Genomic DNA, 18434 nt, shown 5'->3' with positions numbered 1-18434 from the left:
TCGGTTCTAACCGGTCATCATCGCCGCGCGGCTATCTGGCATTGACAAGTGATTCAGGTGAATTGCTGGAATCTGGCTGTTTCAGATTGCTGTCGCCCGGACCTACTGTTCCCGATATCTGACCCCGTGATGATGAGGAATCGGGAATGAAGAAACTCGCCACAGTGCTCTTGCTGCTCGGAACCTTCCTGGTTCCGCTGCTGCACGGCAGCCCACCCGCCGAAGCGGAATCGAGCAGCATGAAAGGCCCGCTGAGCACGCGCGGGCGCTACATCGTCGACGCCGACGGCAATCGGGTGAAGCTGAAGTCCGGCAACTGGCACGGCTCCAGCGGCACCTGGAACGGCAGCGGTGACAAGGAGACCGACGCGAACCACCACGCTGAGGAGAACGGCCACCGCGCCCCACTAGGGCTCGACCGGGTGTCCATGGCGAAGCTGCTCGCGGACTTCAAGGCGTTGGGGCTCAACAGCATTCGCCTGCCTTTCTCGAACGAGATGCTCACCGATCCGGAACCGGTGCGGGGACTGACCGCCAATCCGGAGCTCAATGGCCTCACGCCGCTCGAGGTGTTCGACCGCGCGGTCACCGCACTCACGTCCGCCGGATTCGGCGTCATCCTCAACAACCACACCACGACCACCCGCTGGTGCTGCGCGCTCGACGGCAACGAGTTCTGGAACTCCGGCCAATCGTGGGAGAAGTTCATCTCCGACTGGGTGTTCATCACCTCCCGCTACCGCGACAACCCCGGCGTCGTCGGCGCGGATCTGCGCAATGAGGTGCGGCGCACCACCTGGACCAATCCGAACTGGGGTCAGGGCGACAGCAACGACTGGGCCGACGCCGCGCAGGAGGCAGGCGACGCCATTCTCACCCAGGGCAATCCCCATCTGCTCATCGTGGTCGAGGGCATCAACTGGATGGGTATCCCCACCGACATCACCTGGCACGAGCGGCCGATGCTGGAACCGATGAAGCGGCTGTCCACCACTCTGGTGCGCTCCAACAAGGTTGTGTACGGGGTGCACTTCTACGGCTATATCGGGCCGAACCACACCGGAGCCACCGGCACGGGCGAGACCCACGACCCACGCTTCCGCGATATGTCGCGCGCGGATCTGTTCAGGTCCATGGACGAGCGCGCGGGATACGTGGCCACCACCCCCGACAAACACTTCACCGCACCGGTGTGGGTCAGCGAATTCGGTGTCGGCAAGGGTGACAGCGATCTGGACAGGGCCTGGTTCGCGAATCTGGTCGACTACCTGGTCGATCGTGACCTCGATTACGCCTACTGGCCCATCGTCGGCTTCCACGAGAACGACAAGGGCAATCAGTGGGGCCTGCTGCGCTACGACACCTCGGGCGCGCTGCGCAATGTCCTCGACGCCGACGACTGGCGGGCGCCGCATGTGCGCCGTCTGCTCGAGGCGAACGGTTTCACCGGCCAGGTCCCCGTTCCGGCCCGAAACTGGTCCATGCTGCAGGGTATTCACGAGGACGACAACCGGTCGTTGCGGGCCGCCGCCGATTGGGACAGCGGTGCGCACAAGATGGTGTGCCCCGACGGTCAGCGCCTGATCGGCGTCAGCGATCGCGGCCAGGGCGGATTGTGCACCGACGCCACTGCGCGCGAGCTGTGGCAGCCGGGCGCCGACGCGGTCAAGGTCGACCGCGAGAATGTTCGCACCGACTGGGCCAACGGGTTCACCAAATACCAGTGCGCCGAGGGCTCGTTCATGATCGGCTACAGCCTCAACGGTGACGCCATGTCCGGCATTCTCTGCGCCCCCGGCAGCAAACCCCTGGCCGGCGCCGGACGCACGCTGTGGTTCGACCGCGGCGACAATCGCCCAGCTTCCGGCGAAGGCGGCGACTGGGCCGAGGGCTACTACAAGGGCCAGTGCAATGCCGACGAGTACGTCGCCGGAATCGCCTTCTCCGGGGCCAACCGTCGCGGCAACCGGCCACAGGCGCTCTACTGCCGCACGCTCTCCTGAGTCCGAGCCGGCGGAAAACACGATCGGTCCGCACCGAATCCGGTGCGGACCGATCGTTTTCCGCACCCTCGCCATCCGCGCGTCCGGCTCAGGTGAGATTCCGCGCAATCGCGGCGGACTTTCCGGTTTTCCTTGTCGATCACAGATGGATCGGCACCGTGCAGTCCTCGAAGTCCGGGTGCTCCAGCTGGTACACCAGATCCGGATTGGCATCGCGCACCGTCCGGGCGATCTCGACGAACGATCGCACCAGCGTGGTGCGGTGATCGGAACGCCAGCCCACGGCGACCTCGTTGGGTTCGGCGTCGACGACCGGGATCAGCCTCACCCGGGGGAAGGAGATCCAGCGGGCGCAGGCGGCCGTGATCACCAAGCCGACGCCGGTCGAGACCTTGTGCAATTCCTCGAGCACGGTGCTGGACCGGGAGACGATGTCGGCCGGTTGCCCGCCGCGATGAACATCCAATTCCCAGAAGGTGTTCCACACCGGATCCGTGCAGGCTGCGCCGAGCAGGCGTTCATGCGCCACGTCGGCGGCCAGCACGTCCGCGCGGTTAGCCAACGGGTGGTCGATCGGCACCATCACCGCCAGCGGTTCGGCGAAGAGCCGCTCGAACTCGAGGCCCTCGTGGACAAAGGGATGCCGCACGATCGCCACGTCCACCGAGCCGGCCCGCAAGCCCGCGGAGGGGTCGTCGTAGCCGAACTGCCGCAGTTCCAGGCTGACCTCGGGATGGCATTCGCGGAAGGCGGTCAGGAGCGGTTCGGTCAGGGTGAGCGCCGCGCCCTCCATGCACCCCAGCACCAACCGGTCCCGTTCACTGCGATGGACCACACGCGCCCGTTCGGCGGCGGCGTCGAGCCGGGTCAGCCCGTAGCGCACCTCCTTGAAGAACGCGGCGCCCGCGGCGGTGAGTTCGACGTTGCGCGTGTTCCGCGAGAACAGCACCACACCGAGGGTTTGCTCCAGCTGTTTTATCTGTGCGCTCAACCCCTGCTGCGCCACGTGCAACCGGTGCGCGGCGCGAGTGAAGCTCAGCTCCTCGGCCACTGCTACGAAGTAGCGCAGTTGTCGTGTGTGCATATCCATGGTGGCCCAGTGTAGGGCGGTGGGGTCCTAACTGAAATGTTCGAGTTTCTTTTTGTGCCGGCGAAGGCTTGCGGGCCTCCTGCCCGTGTGGGTTGCTTTGCGCGCGCGCCGGTTGTGGCAGGGTGGAACCGTGAACCGATTGGCCGGTGCAACCTCGCCCTATCTGCGTCAACATGCCGACAACCCCGTCCATTGGCAGGAGTGGGGTGCCGAGGCGCTGGCCGAGGCGGCGCAGCGGGATGTGCCGATCCTGCTCTCGATCGGGTACGCCTCGTGCCACTGGTGCCATGTGATGGCGCACGAGTCGTTCGAGGACGCGGCGACGGCCGAGCTGATGAACGCGGGGTTCGTCTGCGTGAAGGTCGACCGGGAGGAGCGGCCCGATCTGGACGCGGTGTACATGAACGCCACCGTCGCCATGACCGGGCAGGGCGGGTGGCCGATGACGTGCTTCCTCACCCCCGACGGGGCGCCGTTCTACTGCGGCACCTACTACCCGAAGCAGCCGCGCGGCGGGATGCCGTCGTTCACCCAGCTGCTCAGCGCGATCACCGACACCTGGCGCAACCGGCGGGCGGACGTTGACCAGGCGGCCGAGCAGGTCACCGAGGCGCTGCGGGCGCAGGCGACCGGGTTGCCCGATGCCGAATTCGCCGTCGTCGGTGATCTTCTCGACACCGCGGTGCGGGCGATCGCCGCGGACGAGGACCGCGAGCACGGTGGTTTCGGCGGTGCGCCGAAGTTCCCGCCGTCGGCGACGCTGGAAGGTCTGCTGCGGCACTGGGAACGCACCGGTGATCAGTCGGTGTTCGACCTGGTGGAGCGCACGGCCGAGGCGATGGCCCGCGGCGGCATCTACGACCAGCTGCGCGGTGGCTTCTCCCGGTACTCCGTCGACGCGGGCTGGCTGATCCCGCACTTCGAGAAGATGCTCTACGACAACGCCCTGCTGCTGCGCGCGTACGCTCATCTCGCCCGCCGCTCACCCGCGACACCCCTGGAATCGTTGCCGCACCGCGTGACTCGCGAGACCGTCGAATTCCTGCTCGCCGACCTCGGCACGGCGGACGGCGCGTTCGCCTCGGCGCTCGACGCCGATACCCAACTCGAGCCGGGTGGTCCCGGTGTCGAGGGGGCCACCTATGTGTGGACGCCGTCGGAGCTGATCGGCGACCTCGGACCGCTCGACGGTGTCTGGGCGGCAGAGGCCTTCGGCGTCACCACGGGCGGCAACTTCGAACAGGGCACCTCGGTACTCACCCGCCGCAGCGACCCCGTCGACGCCGAGCAGTCGACCCGCTTCGACCGGCTGCGCGCGCGGATGCTCGAGCTCCGCGCGCAGCGGCCGCAGCCCGCCCGCGACGACAAGGTCGTCACCGCGTGGAACGGCATGGCGATCACCGCGCTCGCCGAAGCCGGTGCGGCACTGGAGGAACCGTCCTGGGTGGCGGCCGCGGTGCGCTGCGCCCGGTTCCTGCTCGATGTCCACCTGGTCGACGGCAGGCTGCGCCGCGCCTCGCTCGACGGTGTCGTCGGCACGCCGCCCGGAGTCCTCGAGGACTACGCCTGGCTCACCACCGGCCTGCTCGCCCTCTATCAGGCGACCGGCGAAGCCGACTGGCTCGCGGCCGCGCAGGTGTTGCTGGACAGCGCGATCGAGCATTTCGCCGACCCCGAACGCCCCGGCAGCTGGTTCGACACCGCCGACGACGCGGAAACCCTGGTGGCCCGCCCCCGCGACCCGGTCGACGGCGCCACCCCGTCCGGCACCTCGGCCCTCGCCGAAGCGCTGCTGACCGCCGCCGCCGTCGCCGACCCCGAACGCGCCGTCCGCTACCGCGAACTCGCCGACCACACCCTCGGCCGCGGCGCGGTCCTGCTGGCCCGCGCCCCCCGCTCGGCGGGTCACTGGCTGGCGGTCGCCGAGGCCTCGGTCAGCGGACCCATCCAGGTGGCGATCACCGCCACCGAGAAGTCCTCCGCCGCCACCGAACTCCTCGCCGCCGCCCGCACCTGGTCACCCGGCGGCTCGATCGTCCTGGCGGGTCCGCCCGACACCGCACCACTGCTGGCCGATCGTCCGCTGGTCAACGGTGGCCCCGCCGCCTACGTCTGCCGCGGCTCGGTCTGCGACCTACCGGTCACCGACCCCACGGCATTGACCGAAGCGCTGCGCGCCTAGGGCCTGTCCACGATCCCGTCGAACACGGCGCTGGACGTTCGCTGTTCCGCCGATCGGTCGCGATCGGGACCATCGGGGCGGCTGGTGAATTGGTCAGCGTGGACTTCGAGGCAGCTCAGCGTCCAGGCGAGACGTCGGTCCAGGTTCGAGTGCGCCCGGGGATCCCGCGTAGCCGGAGGTCCTTGTATCGCTTCCAGTGCGCGCGCTCGTGGGGAGTGGCGGCTTGCAGGACCGGATCGCTGACCAGGACTCGCTGGGGCGCTTCCTTGGCCATGGCGGTGAGCCGGGCCGCCTCGTTCACCGCGTCGCCGATGACGGTGAATTCGAGGCGGGTGTCGGCGCCGACGTCGCCGGCGAAGACCTGGCCGCGGGCCACGCCGATGCCGACGTCGAGTTCGCCGGTGGCGACCACTTCGTCGCGGATGCGGCGGGCGGCGCGCAGTGCGGGGGTGGCGTTGTCGTGCAGGGCCGACGGTGCGCCGAAGATGCACAGCGCGGCGTCGCCGGCGAACTTGTTGACCAGGCCGCCGTTGTCCTCGGTGGCGGCGACCACGGTCGCGAGCAGTCGATTGAGCTTGTGCACGAACTGTTCCGGCGCCATCTCGGCCGACAGCTGCACCGACCCGGTCACGTCGACGAACAGCGCCGACACGATCCGCACGTCACCGGTCAGGTCGGTGCTGCCCGACAGCGCGCGTTCGGCGACCGTCGAGCCGACATGCCTGCCGAACACGTCCTCGGTGTGCAACTGGTCCTGCAGGGTCGCGGCCAGCTCGTTGACGGAGTGTTCGAGCCGCCCGATCTCGCTGGCGCTGCCGACGGGCACCCGCACGTCGAGTTCGCCGCGGGTGATCCGGTCCAGCGCCAGGTACATCGTGCGCATCGGGGTGGCGACCGAGCGCGCGAGCAGCGCGGTGGCGAGCGCGCCGACGGCCAGGGCGACGAGGGTGAAGATCCAGGCGGCCCGCACCCGGTCCTCGGCCGGGGTGGCCGGGTCGCTGAGCACGACGATGATGATCAGCCCCGGCAGCGCGCTCGACACCGCCCAGGTGACGAGCACGCGCACGAGCACGGTGGAACTCGGATGCACGGTGGGCCCGAGCACCGCCGCGATGATCGGAACGGCGGGACGGATCAGCCGGTCGAGGATCAGATAGGTCGCGCCCGCCGATTCCAGCGCACCGAGCGCGAATCCGGCGATCACCACCGCGTCGTTGTCGTAGTCGGTGAACCGGTCGACCAGCCAGACCGTCAACGCGATGCCGGGTATCCACAGCACGATCGCGCGCACCGTGATCGCCGCGGGCAGCGCGATCAGGCGGCGCGCTTCCTCCGGTGTCGGTTTGCGTCCGTCATCGAGCCAGCGCAGGTATCGGCGCCGGTCATAGATGGCCAGTCCGATGCCGATGCCAACGGCGAACGCCGGGTAGATGGCGAGCAGCCAGGCCGCTTCCCTCCAGTTCGGCCCGACCCGGCTGAACACGCCGTCCGCCCAGGCGATGAGGAAGATGGCGCCGAGACCGACCAGGTTGGCGGTGATGACGACCAGTCCCAGCCCCCAGTAGCTGCGCAGCGCCCAGCGGACCAGTCGATTCATCGCGCGCGCCAGAACCCGGAGCGCCGAAACACCCGGGTATCACGAGCTGCGCTGACGGGTGACACGAATATCGAGCATAGAAGGCAGGGCCGCGCCGATCGCGCGCACGCGCCGTTCAGCCGAGCAGCACCAGCCAGATAGCGATGTAGTGGAACCCCGCCGCGACCACCGTCGCCGCGTGGAAGAACTCGTGATGCCCGAAGTGCTCGGGCCAGGGATTCGGCCATTTCGTCGCGTAGAGGATCGCCCCCGCGCTGTAGATCACGCCGCCGATGGCGAGCAGCACCAGTGGCAGCACTCCCACGTTGTGCAGCAGTTCCGGCGCGACCGGCACGATCGCCCAGCCGAGCAGCAGATACAGCGGGACCCCCACCCACCGCGGCGCGGTCGGCCACAGCATCTTCAACGCCACCCCGGCCAGCGCCCCCACCCACACGACAATGAGCAGCACCCGGCCCGTCGAGCCAGGCAGTCCGAGCAACGCGAACGGCGTGTAACTCCCCGCGATGAACAGAAAGATCATCGAATGATCCGCCCGTTTCATCCGCACCCTGGCCCGCACGCTCTGCCAGGTCACCCGGTGATACACCGCACTGATCCCGAACAGCGCGCACACCGCCACCCCGTAGACAAGCGTCGACCACCCGGCCGTGGCCGACTCCCGGAACCCGAACACGACGAGCACCGCCACCGCAACAACGGCAACCCCCACCGCCCACGTATGAATCCACCCCCGAAACCGCGGCTTCCCCACAAGCCCCGGCTCCCCGACCCCCACGGCAACAGCCTCCACGAAACCTCCCATGCCGAAAACCTACGGTACCGTAAGTTACCGTCAACGCTACGTCAGCACCACCCCCCACCACCACAAACGTGCCCACAACCACACCACCGATCACCCAACAGCCAACCCACTGATCTCGCAAGCACATGGGTAACTCCCCAACCACCTCCAACCCACCCCGCCGGTAACCGCAAGCCCGATGCACGACCTTCTCCCCACCTACTACCGGCCAAAGTCCCGGAGAGGCGGGGGAGCGTAGGGTGCGGGGGTGGAGTTTCTCGGGCGGGTGCGTGGTCTGCCGTACCGCATCTACGAAGCCAGACTGTCCAAGCAGCTGGCCGACAAGCAGCATCCTCGCCATGTCGCCGTGATGTGCGACGGCAATCGCCGCTGGGCGCGCGAGAACGGTTTCACCGATGTCAGCCACGGTCATCGGGTCGGCGCGCTGAAGATCGCCGAGCTGGTCGGCTGGTGCGCCGACGAAGGCATCGAGATGGTCACCGTCTATCTGTTGTCGACGGAGAATTTGCGCCGCGATCCGGAAGAGCTGGAGACGCTGTTCGAGGTCATCACCGATGTGGTGGAGGAACTGTCGGCGCCGGAGCAGAACTGGAGCGTGCGGATCGTCGGCTCGCTGGCGGGTTTCCCCGAGCTGATCGCGAAGCGGCTGCGGGTCGCCGCGGAGCGTACGAGCGGGCGCGACGGCGTGCATGTGAATGTCGCGGTGGGTTATGGCGGGCGTCAGGAGATCACCGACGCGGTGCGTTCGCTGGTGCGGCAGGAGATCGCCGCGGGCGAGTCGGGTGAGGATCTGGTGCAGTCGATCACCGTCGACGCGATCGGCCAGCACCTCTACACGTCGGGTCAGCCCGATCCGGATCTGGTCATCAGAACCTCTGGCGAGCAGCGTCTTTCGGGTTTCCTGTTGTGGCAGAGCGCCTATTCGGAGATCTGGTTCACCGAGGCGTACTGGCCGGAGTTCCGGCGGGTCGACTTCTTGCGCGCACTACGGGATTACGCCGCGCGGCACCGCCGTTTCGGCGTTTGATGTCACCGGGGTCGCCCGCTCCATCGCCGGGGAGATCCGGAAGCCGGAGATCGCGGCGGTCCGCACTATCGATGTGGCGACCAGGCTCGACGCGGCGTGGAAAGTTGTAGGAGAGTCGCCCCGATCCCGGCGAGGCGCGGGTTAGGCTGCTGCCCGGACAAAGCCCGACGACACGTGCAGGGGTGTGCTGTGGGAGTTGCGAGGAAGCCAGGACCCAGCCGGATCGCGGTGATCGGTGTGGTGTCGAGTGTTGTCGCGCTGCTCGCGGGGTGCGGTGCCGACAAGACGGCGCTCCCGCGGATCACGCCGACGGAACAGCAGGATGCCGCGGGTTCGGTGTTCGCGTACCGCACCGCGGGCGAACTGGCGGTCGTGCGTGGCGCGGGGACGGTGCGCGCGCCCGGTAGTTTCGGGTACTCCTCGGCCGCGGTCGGTTTCACCAGGGACGGGCAGTTCGCGTTCTCGGTGGAGACGAGCTCGAAGACGCTGGTGGCGTTGAGCGTGCGCGACGGTTCCGTAGCGCGGATCGAGTGCGACTGCACCGACGCGGTGGCCGTGCGTGGCGCGGTGGTGGCCTGGTGGCGGGAACCCGGCCAGATCATGACCTTGGATCTGTCGGGCACCGCACCCGCCGCGCCCGAAAAGGATGTGGTGCTGCCGGATTCGCCGAGCCCGCTGTCCGGTGGCAGCTGGGACGGCGCCAGGCTGGTCGCGGCGACCGACGACTATGTGCTGCTGGCCAGGGTCGAGTCGCGCGGACTGTGGTGGGAGAAGAACCACCTCTACGCGATCGGCGCCGACGCCATCCTCCCGCTGGGCCGGGTGCCCGGCATCGACGCCCACCTCTCGGCCGCCGCCGGACCCGACGGTCACACCTTCGTCCTCGCCGGCGCGACCGCCCGCAGCGCAACGTGCGGCACCGGCCACGTCGCGACCATCGACGCCGACACCAATGCCGTCCAGGAACTGCCCGCGCTGCCCGGCGAGTGTTCGGCGGCCTACAGCCCGCGCTGGGGCGGTGACGGGACGATCACCGTGGCCACCCGGAAATGGGCCGACATGGCAGGCGCGCCCAGCGCGGTCGACCGGCTGCAATCGGCGGCGCAGGGCTGGGCGCCGGTCGGCGAGAACCCGGTGGTCGACATGCTGCCGCGCGCGCGGGAGTCCGTCGTCCAGGTGGTCGCCGGTGATCCGACCGACATGCGCGACACCCCACACGGGGTGCTGGTCGTGGAGAAGGGCGGCGCGCGGACCGAACTCGCCCGACAGGTCGTCTCCCTTGGCGCGCCAGCGGCGACAAACGGGTAGATCGGCGATCGAACCGACTCGGCGCGCGCTCCGTATACCTCGGCGCCGGGACGGTTCCCGGTCGATCGGTGCCGCGCACGGGCGGCGCCGATGGGGGAGCGCCGGAGGTAGTGATGCGAGGCAATGGGATGCGGATGGTCGTCGCGGCGGCGATCGCGTTACTCGGGGCGGGCTGCGGTACCGCATTGCCGCAGGGTCCGCAGATCGTGACGGCGGCGCCGTTGTCGAACCAGATGTTCGCGGTCCGCACGACGATCGGGATGGGTCTGGCCGACGCGTCCGGTATGCGCGGCGACCGGGTCGGCGACTACCGGGAAATCGGTTTCAGCCAGGACAATTCGCTTGTCTACGCGATCGACGGCGACGGGGTGGTGTCGTCGATGGAGACCGCGGAACTGCTGGTGTCCTCGGGCCGTATCGACTGCCGCTGCACCCGGGTGTTCCCGCTGCACGACGCGGTGATCGGCTGGTGGCATGACGGCACGATCATGCAGGCCGATCTGCGCGCTCCCGATCCTGGTGTACTGAGGTCGATTTCGCTGCCGACGCCGCGTGATCCGCTGGGTGAAGGCACCACGCTGACCGGCACCGAGCTGATCGCGCTCGACCGGAATCGGGCCGTGCTCACGCGAATCGAGTCGGTCCCCGGCGCGAGCTGGGGCATCAACCACCTCTACGTCGTCGACCTGAATTCCGGTGCCGTGCACCAGTTCGGCCGGATCCCCGAGGTGAATACCGTGTTCCGGCAGGCGGTGATCGCACCCGACGGGCGCTCGGTCGCCGTCGCGGGTTACAGCCGTGACAACGTCGCCTGTGGCACCGCGTCGGTTCACCGCCTCGATCTCGTCGCCGGGACGGTCGATTCCGCCGGACCGCCGTTCCCGTCGTGCAGCTCGATCGCCGATATCCGTAGCGACGGTGCGGATATCGTGCTGACCCGGCTGGTCTGGGACCGCGCCGAACCGCAGTCGCTCGTCTCGTCGTCGGTGTGGCGCTACCGCGACGGCTGGACGCAGGTCGGCGCCGACCCGGTGGCGCGCGTCATCACCGCGCCGATCGCGCTCGAGCTGCGCCACACCGGCGAGGCCGCGCCGTTCGGCACCCTCACCGGCGACCTGTCCGTCGACGGTAAGCCGGTGTTGCACAACGTGATCGAAGTGCACACACCCCGCTGATCACAGCTTGCGCAACCGCAACCGGTTGATCGTGTGGTCGGAGTCCTTGCGCAGCACCAGCGTCGCGCGCGGGCGGGTCGGCAGGATGTTCTCCACCAGATTGGGCCGGTTCGTCGAGTTCCAGATGTCGCGCGCGGCCGCGGTGGCCTGCTCATCGCTGAACCCGGCGTAGTGGTGGAAGTGGGCGTTCGGGTCGGCGAAGCCGGTCTTGCGCAATGCGAGAAAGCGCTGCACGTACCAGTTCTCGATGTCCTCGATCCTGGCGTCGACATAGATGGAGAAGTCGAACAGGTCCGAGACCATCAGCCGCGGACCGGTTTGCAGCACGTTCAGCCCCTCGACGATGAGGATATCGGGCTGACGCACGCAGTGCGCCTCATCGGGCACGATGTCGTAGGAGACGTGCGAATACACCGGCGCGCACGCCTCTTCGGCGCCCGACTTCACCTCGGTGACGAAGCGCAGCAGCTTGCGGCGGTCGTAGCTCTCCGGGAAACCCTTGCGGTGCATGATGCCGCGGCGGGTGAGTTCGGCGGTGGGATAGAGGAATCCGTCGGTGGTCACCAGGTCGACCCGCGGATGGTGGTCCCAGCGGGCGAGCAGCGCCTGCAGCACGCGCGCTGTCGTCGACTTACCGACCGCGACACTGCCCGCGACGCCGATCACGAACGGCACCTGCTTGTCCGGATGCTTCTCGCCGAGGAAGGTCGCGGTGGCGGCGAACAGCCGCTGGCGCGCGGCCACCTGGAGGTGGATCAGACGGGCGAGCGGCAGATAGACCTCGGCGACTTCCTCGAGATCGATCTGCTCGCCGAGACCACGCAGGCCGGTCAGTTCCTCCTCGGTCAGGACCAGCGGAGTCGACTTGCGCAGGGTGCGCCACTGCTTCCGGTCGAACTCCACATACGGGCTCGGCTCGCTCATCCGTGCCACCTACCCGACGCTCCGTCCTGGCGTACACGCACAGCTGGGCTGCCCGTCGGGTGAGATCCGGGATAACTCTGACCGCATGCCGCGATTGTGCTCCGTCTCGGTCACCCACGCGCAACGGGGGGTTTGGCTACTGGCCGGTAACGAGCGACAACCCCGAGGTAGGGCCCGCTTTTCCGATTCACCCCGTAAGGTCGGGCGCTATGGGGTCACATCCACTTGTCACTGAATACCTGCGGCTCGGACTGGCTTTCGACCGGCTCGAAGAAGGCTTCGTCGACGCCTACACCGGCGACCCGCAGTTGCGTCGCGACGTCGAGAACGCGCCGGTCCCCGATCCGGCCGAGCTGGTGAAGCGGGCCGTCGACCTGCGCGCGGGCCTGGTCGATGCGGGTCTGTCGGCGCGGCGCACCGAATTCCTCGACGCCCACCTGGTGGCGATGGAGTGCTCCGCCCGCAAGTTCGCCGGCGAGGAGATCGGGTTCGTCGACGAGGTCCGCGCCTATTTCGACGTCGACATCGCCCCCGGTGACCCCGACGACTACCGCGAAGCCCACCGCCTGATGGACGAGGTGCTCGGCGGCGACGGTCCGCTGGCCGAGCGCGCCGCCGCGTACCGGCGCGGCGACGAAATCCCGCCCGAGCGGCTCGCTGTGTGCGTCGAGGCGTTCTCCAGCGCGCTGCGCGAGCGGGTCCGCGATCGCTATCCGCTGCCCGACCACGAGACCGTCACCTACGAGGTGGTCGGCGACAAGCCGTGGTCCGGATTCAACTACTACCTAGGCAATTTCCGCTCCACGGTCGCGATCAATTCCGACCTCAAGCAGCACATGGCGCAGCTGCCCGCGCTGATCGCGCACGAGGCCTACCCCGGGCACCACACCGAGCACTGCCGCAAGGAGGCGGGGCTGGTCGCCGCGGGCGAGGACGAGCAGACGCTGTTCCTGGTCAACACCCCGCAGTGCCTGATGGCCGAAGGACTGGCCGACCTCGCCCTGCAGTCCATCATCGGGCCGGGCTGGGGTGCGTGGGCGCAGGAGATCTACGCCGATCTCGGCCTGCGTTTCGACGGTGAGCGGGCCGAACGCTTCTCGACCGCGTCGGCGAAACTGCTGAGCGTGCGGCAGGACGCGGCACTGCTGCTGCACGATCAGCATCGCGGCGACGACGAGGTGGCGGCGTTCCTGCAGCGCTGGAGCCTGGCCACGCCGGAGCGGGCGCGCCAGTCGCTGCGGTTCCTGTCCTCGCCGCTGTGGCGGGCCTACATCAGCACCTACGTGGAGGGCTATCGGCTGCTCGGCGGCTGGCTCGACAACGCCGTCGACGCGCAGGATCGGGTCGAGCGGTTCGGCCGCCTGCTCGACGAGCCGCTCACGCCGGGCGCGATCCGGCGGATGCCGGTGTGACTGCTGGATGACGGCGCGGCCGCCGGGGTGGAACAGCTGTGAGCTGCGTCTCCTGGGTGGCGGCCGTGCCCGTGTTGCGCTATCCCCGTGCTCGGGCGTCCGCACACGGCCCATAGACTGAAGGTCGTGACGCAGACGACCGCTTCGGTGAATACCCAGTCTCTCGGTGAGCTCGATCCCGAGTTGGCCGCCGCGATGGCGGGCGAGCTCGCCCGCGAACGCGACACCCTCGAGATGATCGCCTCGGAGAACTTCGTGCCGCGCGCGGTCCTGCAGGCGCAGGGTTCCGTGCTCACCAACAAGTACGCCGAGGGCTACCCCGGCCGCCGCTACTACGGTGGCTGCGAAGCCGTCGACGTGGTGGAGACCCTGGCCCGCGACCGCGCCAAGGAACTCTTCGGCGCCGAGTTCGCCAACGTGCAACCCCACTCCGGCGCCCAGGCCAACGCCGCGGTGCTGATGGCACTGATGAACCCGGGCGAGACCCTGCTCGGCCTCGACCTCGCCCACGGCGGTCACCTCACCCACGGCATGCGCCTGAACTTCTCGGGCAAGCTCTACGACGTCCACTCCTACGGTGTGTCCAAGGAAGACCACCGCATCGACATGGACGAGGTGCGTGACATCGCCAAGGCGGCCAAGCCGAAGGTGATCGTGGCAGGCTGGTCGGCCTACCCGCGTCACCAGGACTTCGCGCGCTTCCGTGAGATCGCCGACGAGGTCGGCGCCTACCTGTGGGTCGACATGGCCCACTTCGCCGGCCTGGTCGCCGCGGGTCTGCACCCCTCCCCGGTGCCCTACGCCGATGTCGTGTCCTCGACCGTGCACAAGACCCTCGGTGGTCCGCGCTCGGGTCTGATCCTGGCCAAGCAGGAATTCGCCAAGAAGCTGAACTCCGCGGTGTTCCCGGGTCAGCAGGGTGGCCCGCTCATGCATGTGATCGCCGCCAAGGCCGCCGCGTTCAAGATCGCCGCGACCGAGGAGTTCGCCGACCGTCAGCAGCGCACCCTGTCCGGCGCCCGCATCCTGGCCGAGCGTCTGACCGGCGCCGACGTCAAGGACAAGGGTGTCTCGGTCCTGACCGGCGGCACCGACGTGCACCTGGTGCTGGTCGACCTGCGTAACTCCGAACTCGACGGCCAGCAGGCCGAAGACCTCCTCCACGAGGTCGGCATCACCGTCAACCGCAACGCCGTCCCGTTCGACCCGCGTCCCCCGATGGTCACCTCCGGCCTGCGTATCGGCACCGCCGCCCTGGCCACCCGCGGCTTCGGCGACACCGAGTTCACCGAGGTCGCCGAGATCATCGCCGCCACCCTCGCCGGCACCTCCGACACCGAGTCGCTGCGCGCCCGCGTCTCCAAGCTGGCCCAGAGCGTCCCGCTCTACCAGGGCCTCGAGGACTGGCGCCTGCTCGGCTGAGCCGATAGATAGCGAAACGCCCTCGGTAACCGGACTTCCGGCCACCGAGGGCGTTTTGTTGTTGTCAGGACTCGGTCGCGCGATTGTTGATGTCGCCGCGCCGTACGGCGGGGAGCAGGTAGCGCTCGGGGCGTTCCGGAACGGTGCTGTTGCCGAGCACGAGCACCGGCATGATCACGCCGACCAGCCACACCGCCAGGAGCCTGCGCAGGCGGGGATAGCCGCCGGTGTCGCGGTCGATGACGACAAGCCCGAACACGGCCTTGCCCAAGGTGGTGTGGGTGACCGCTTGGATCAGCACCCGATCGACGAACGAGGCGAGCAGGAAGAAGCCGACCACCATCGCCCAGTCGATCCGCAGGTTCCCCCAGTCCTGCTGCTCCACCGCTTGCCTGCTCGCGGGATTCGCCAGCACACCGACCCCCACACCAATCGCGACGTGCACGGTGACGTCGAGAATGTAGGCGAGCGTGCGACGGAGCATGCGGGGGGACGGGAACGACTCGTCGTCCTTCCCACCACGCAACGGGGTGGGCGGCGGCTTCGATTCGTACCGAGGTCGTTCGGCTCGCGGCGGCGGCAAACCGGGATCGCCGTCGCCGGCGACCAACGTCCGCCCGAATCGCGGTGCCGGGTACCACGGTGCCTGATAGGCGAACAGGGTCCGCGCGCCACCAGGCAGCGCGACCAGTCCCGCCCTGCGCGGATTGCCCGCGAACCACACCTCCGTGCCGTCGCGGTACCTCGACGCCGAGATCCACCGGCGCACCTTCAACGTGCCGATCAGCTGGTCGCGGTGATCGATCAGCTGCACCCACTCCCGCACCCCGCTGCGGAAACGCTGCACGGTCACGACCTGCCACCGGCGACCTCCGGCCCGCAGCCGCCGAATCGCCGTCCAGCTCATGACGATTCCCGTCACGGTGATCGGCAGGACAGCGAAGAAACACAGGAGCGCCATCCGGTCGGCGTTCTCCGCTGTCCGCCCCGTCTCCGTCTGCGATTCGTCGACGAAGTAGAAGAACGCCACCGCGCACCCCACTCCGAGCCCGAGCACGACCAGGGCGCGCAGTGTGGTCCAGATGAGCGTCCAGCAGGTTCGTGGCGTGCTCCATGCACGCGCCGCTCGGTCGTCCGTTCCGTTCACAGCGCGAGCGTGAATTGTGGGTGGACAACGGTATCGAAGGTGATCGAGCCGGCCAGCAGCACCATCATCGCCCCGAAATCGGACCCATACGCCACATCGGCGGTCGACAGCACGGCGACGGCGATACGGGCGCCGTCGTCGGCGACGACGATCGCCTCGATCTGATGGACGGCCCGGCCCGGCGGCTCCGCCTGCGATGAATCGTCGACGACGGCATAGGTTGTCGTCGATTCGATGAACAAGACGGTGCGCCCACCGAGTTCGACCGGCTCGATGTGTGCGCCGCGGCCGTCGGTCGCCTTCTCCTCGGCCAGCTCGGCGATGGTCACCCGGGGGTTCTGGGTGCGTCCGCGATCCAGCAGCGAAATGGTCAGCCACGAGGTCACCGGTGTGCCGTCCGCGGACGCGTGCTGACCGATCGCGCAGTAACAGGCGTTGTTCTTGCGCAGGACGGTCAACAGGTCGGCGATGGCCGTCGCGACCTCGGGAAAATAACCGGCGACCTCGGCCGGCAGGAACTCGACGATGCTCCCGGCCGACTCGACCGCTTCGTGAATCGTGGCCAGTGGCAGTTCGTCATAGCCGCGCGGCAGGACGACCGACAGCGAGGTGGTCGACCCGCCAGGGGTGGTGTCCGCTGTCAATCTCCAACTCCCTGTGACAGATCGATCGACTTGTACGAGGCGCCGGTCATCCGCTGCAGCACCGCCAGCGCGGTGGCCGGGCTCTCCTGCATGAAGTGCTTGCCCTCGGCCCCGGTGAGCTGGAGCAGCGAATGCACACCGGTGGTCGCGCCGGATGAGGTGAGCTTGTCGGAGACACCGAATACGTTCTTGTCGGTGAAGACTCGGGCGACGAGACCCGGATCGTTCGCCGCTTCACCCCAGGTCTGGGCCATCATCCCGAATCGGCCGAGATCATCGGCGCCGCCGCCCATGAGGCCCACCTTGCCAGCCTTGAACACCCCCGAGGCACCGGGCACCACGCTCAGCAGGTCACCGCCGACGGTCGCGGCGGCGCCGAGCTTCTCGGTCCAGCTGCCGTTGACCAGGTCGTCGCGCAGTTCGTCGTTGGTGGCGGTCAGGGCCAGCGCGCCCGCGCCAGCGGCCAACGAGATGCCCAACGCGATCGCGCTGATCGGCGGCGGGGTGACCAGCGCCAGGATGCCTGCGATCGCGGACGTGGTGGACAGCACCTCGTGAATCGCGTCGCGGTTCTCATCGATCCAATCGGTGAGACTGTCCCACCAGCTCTTGTCCGGTTCACTGGGCGCGAAGTTCGCGGCGGCCTCCAGCTCGGTCGCCGTGGTGGTGGCTTTGGCGTTGTGCGCGATCTCGAGGTCTTTCGCGCGGGCGATGATCGCGTCGATCGCGCCCTGGCAGTTGTCGACCGCGGTCGACGCCGAGGCCACCTGGGCGTTGGCGGCGTTCAGCCGGGACTGGGCGTCGGCCAGCTCGGACGCGTCGGAGAAAGTCTTGTTGGCCAGGCCGAGGTCGGGATTGGCCTTGGCCTGCTGGAGCGCGGTGATCGCTTGGGCGTGGTTGGCCCTGGCGGTGGCGGCTTCGGTCTCCAGACCTTTCGCGGTGTCCTGGAAGGCCACGAGATCGGTATGCCACGCGGCGATCGCGGTATCGGCCTGCTGCAGTGAGGATTGGGCGAGACCGAGGTCCTGGGCGAGCGTGGCGTCGAAGGTGGCGCGGAAGGCATTGCCCGCCTCGCCTTTCCACACCTCGGCGTTGCTGTTGCGAATGCTGCTCAGCAGAGTGTTGGTCTCGGTGACGGCATCGGCCGCGGTCTTGACTTTCGTGCTGAGGGTGGCGACTTCGGCGGCGTCCCCTGGTGTGGGGTTGAAACCGAGGTTCGGGTAGGGGTTGTCGGTCATTGCGGGGTCCCCGGAGTGACCGCCTGCGGATCGGTTTGTGCGCCCGCCTGGGCGAGTGCTTGCGCGACCGCGGCATCGAGTTGCTGGTAGGCGGTGTGACACTGGGCGATCCCGTCGGCGGTGACGGTCGTGGACTCGCAGATCCGTTCGATGCCGTACTTCCACTTGCTCTGGAAGTTGTCGGCGGCGTCGTTCAGCTTGGCGGTGCCGATGTCGGAATTCCCGTCCTTGGACAGCGCGTTCATGGCGTCGGTGAGCACCTGCTCCGTTCCGCGCAGCAACTGGACGGTTTTGCCAAGGACATCGATGTCGACTTGGAGAATTCCGGTCATCTACCCTCCCCTTTTCTCGTTCTGTTTTGTTGGACGCACGAACTGTCGTTTCGGTTCCCTCGGATGCCGGGCACGACACGGACCGACGAACGCGTCTTCCGGTCAACGTAGCCGCCCCGCGGCGCCGC

15 protein-coding genes are annotated in these 18434 nt (G+C 68.3%); 7 read left to right on the top strand and 8 right to left on the bottom strand.

What is annotated here, in order from left to right; genetic code table 11:
• Positions 1-146 precede the first annotated feature (146 nt).
• Positions 147-2003 (top strand): glycoside hydrolase family 5 protein, encoded by a 1857-nt coding sequence (locus ACWF9G_RS29655; RefSeq protein WP_452519353.1) that lies wholly within the window; start codon positions 147-149, stop codon positions 2001-2003.
• A 139-nt stretch (positions 2004-2142) separates the two neighbouring features.
• Here the strand turns inward: ACWF9G_RS29655 and ACWF9G_RS29650 are convergent, their stop codons facing one another.
• Positions 2143-3093: a LysR family transcriptional regulator gene (locus tag ACWF9G_RS29650; RefSeq protein WP_379310814.1), complete on the bottom strand. Its 951-nt coding sequence runs from the start codon at positions 3091-3093 to the stop codon at positions 2143-2145.
• A 130-nt stretch (positions 3094-3223) separates the two neighbouring features.
• Between ACWF9G_RS29650 and ACWF9G_RS29645 the strand changes: the two genes are divergently transcribed.
• Positions 3224-5275 carry a thioredoxin domain-containing protein gene (locus ACWF9G_RS29645; RefSeq protein ID WP_452519351.1) on the top strand — a complete coding sequence of 684 codons (2052 nt, stop codon included), beginning with the start codon at positions 3224-3226 and terminating at the stop codon, positions 5273-5275.
• A 115-nt stretch (positions 5276-5390) separates the two neighbouring features.
• Here ACWF9G_RS29645 and ACWF9G_RS29640 read toward each other — a convergent pair whose 3' ends face one another.
• Both ACWF9G_RS29640 and trhA read right to left on the bottom strand, forming a co-directional pair.
• Positions 5391-6872 (bottom strand): adenylate/guanylate cyclase domain-containing protein, encoded by a 1482-nt coding sequence (locus tag ACWF9G_RS29640; protein ID WP_452519349.1) that lies wholly within the window; start codon positions 6870-6872, stop codon positions 5391-5393.
• A 115-nt stretch (positions 6873-6987) separates the two neighbouring features.
• The gene (gene trhA / locus ACWF9G_RS29635; RefSeq protein WP_452519347.1) at positions 6988-7677 is read right to left on the bottom strand and encodes a PAQR family membrane homeostasis protein TrhA; all 690 of its coding nucleotides are present in this window, start codon (positions 7675-7677) and stop codon (positions 6988-6990) included.
• Between the two features lie 247 nt (positions 7678-7924).
• Here trhA and ACWF9G_RS29630 point away from each other — a divergent pair, with 247 nt between their 5' ends.
• The 3 genes from ACWF9G_RS29630 (at position 7925) to ACWF9G_RS29620 (ending at position 11187) form a co-directional block, all read left to right on the top strand.
• The gene (locus ACWF9G_RS29630; protein WP_189026173.1) at positions 7925-8704 is read left to right on the top strand and encodes an isoprenyl transferase; all 780 of its coding nucleotides are present in this window, start codon (positions 7925-7927) and stop codon (positions 8702-8704) included.
• Positions 8705-8893: 189 nt separating this feature from the next.
• Positions 8894-10012, top strand: a complete 1119-nt coding sequence (locus ACWF9G_RS29625; protein WP_452519345.1) for a hypothetical protein — start codon at positions 8894-8896, stop codon at positions 10010-10012.
• A 113-nt stretch (positions 10013-10125) separates the two neighbouring features.
• Positions 10126-11187, top strand: a complete 1062-nt coding sequence (locus ACWF9G_RS29620; RefSeq protein WP_452519343.1) for a hypothetical protein — start codon at positions 10126-10128, stop codon at positions 11185-11187.
• Here the strand turns inward: ACWF9G_RS29620 and coaA are convergent, their stop codons facing one another.
• A complete protein-coding gene (gene coaA / locus ACWF9G_RS29615) occupies positions 11188-12120 on the bottom strand; it encodes a type I pantothenate kinase (protein WP_379310806.1) in 933 nt (310 codons plus the stop codon).
• A 200-nt stretch (positions 12121-12320) separates the two neighbouring features.
• Here coaA and ACWF9G_RS29610 point away from each other — a divergent pair, with 200 nt between their 5' ends.
• Positions 12321-13523 (top strand): DUF885 domain-containing protein, encoded by a 1203-nt coding sequence (locus ACWF9G_RS29610; protein ID WP_452519341.1) that lies wholly within the window; start codon positions 12321-12323, stop codon positions 13521-13523.
• 126 nt (positions 13524-13649) lie between these two features.
• On the top strand, positions 13650-14945 hold the full coding sequence (gene glyA, locus ACWF9G_RS29605) for a serine hydroxymethyltransferase (RefSeq protein WP_452519340.1): 1296 nt from the start codon (positions 13650-13652) through the stop codon (positions 14943-14945).
• A 64-nt stretch (positions 14946-15009) separates the two neighbouring features.
• Here the strand turns inward: glyA and ACWF9G_RS29600 are convergent, their stop codons facing one another.
• Genes ACWF9G_RS29600 through ACWF9G_RS29585 form a run of 4 tightly spaced genes read right to left on the bottom strand, consistent with a single transcriptional unit; the run spans position 15010 to position 18306 of the window.
• The gene (locus tag ACWF9G_RS29600) at positions 15010-16092 is read right to left on the bottom strand and encodes an RDD family protein (protein WP_452519338.1); all 1083 of its coding nucleotides are present in this window, start codon (positions 16090-16092) and stop codon (positions 15010-15012) included.
• Positions 16089-16736 (bottom strand): hypothetical protein, encoded by a 648-nt coding sequence (locus tag ACWF9G_RS29595; RefSeq protein WP_452519336.1) that lies wholly within the window; start codon positions 16734-16736, stop codon positions 16089-16091. Before ACWF9G_RS29595 ends, ACWF9G_RS29600 begins: the two co-directional genes overlap by 4 nt.
• On the bottom strand, positions 16733-17974 hold the full coding sequence (locus ACWF9G_RS29590) for a hypothetical protein (RefSeq protein WP_452519335.1): 1242 nt from the start codon (positions 17972-17974) through the stop codon (positions 16733-16735). Before ACWF9G_RS29590 ends, ACWF9G_RS29595 begins: the two co-directional genes overlap by 4 nt.
• On the bottom strand, positions 17971-18306 hold the full coding sequence (locus ACWF9G_RS29585; protein ID WP_452519333.1) for a hypothetical protein: 336 nt from the start codon (positions 18304-18306) through the stop codon (positions 17971-17973). Before ACWF9G_RS29585 ends, ACWF9G_RS29590 begins: the two co-directional genes overlap by 4 nt.
• Positions 18307-18434: the final 128 nt, after the last annotated feature.

This window comes from Nocardia sp. NPDC055029 (genome assembly GCF_053608525.1).
Note: the sequence above shows the minus strand (reverse complement) of the source record. Positions and strands in the feature narration are given on the sequence as shown.

Excerpts from the sequence above, each read along its gene's own strand:
- ACWF9G_RS29655 (WP_452519353.1), top strand. The coding sequence starts at position 147 with ATGAAGAAACTCGCCACAGTGCTCTTGCTGCTCGGAACCTTCCTGGTT.
- ACWF9G_RS29650 (WP_379310814.1), bottom strand. The coding sequence starts at position 3,093 with ATGGATATGCACACACGACAACTGCGCTACTTCGTAGCAGTGGCCGAG.
- ACWF9G_RS29640 (WP_452519349.1), bottom strand. The coding sequence starts at position 6,872 with ATGAATCGACTGGTCCGCTGGGCGCTGCGCAGCTACTGGGGGCTGGGA.
- trhA (WP_452519347.1), bottom strand. The coding sequence starts at position 7,677 with ATGGGAGGTTTCGTGGAGGCTGTTGCCGTGGGGGTCGGGGAGCCGGGG.
- ACWF9G_RS29620 (WP_452519343.1), top strand. The coding sequence starts at position 10,126 with ATGCGAGGCAATGGGATGCGGATGGTCGTCGCGGCGGCGATCGCGTTA.
- ACWF9G_RS29610 (WP_452519341.1), top strand. The coding sequence starts at position 12,321 with ATGGGGTCACATCCACTTGTCACTGAATACCTGCGGCTCGGACTGGCT.
- ACWF9G_RS29590 (WP_452519335.1), bottom strand. The coding sequence starts at position 17,974 with ATGACCGACAACCCCTACCCGAACCTCGGTTTCAACCCCACACCAGGG.
- ACWF9G_RS29585 (WP_452519333.1), bottom strand. The coding sequence starts at position 18,306 with ATGACCGGAATTCTCCAAGTCGACATCGATGTCCTTGGCAAAACCGTC.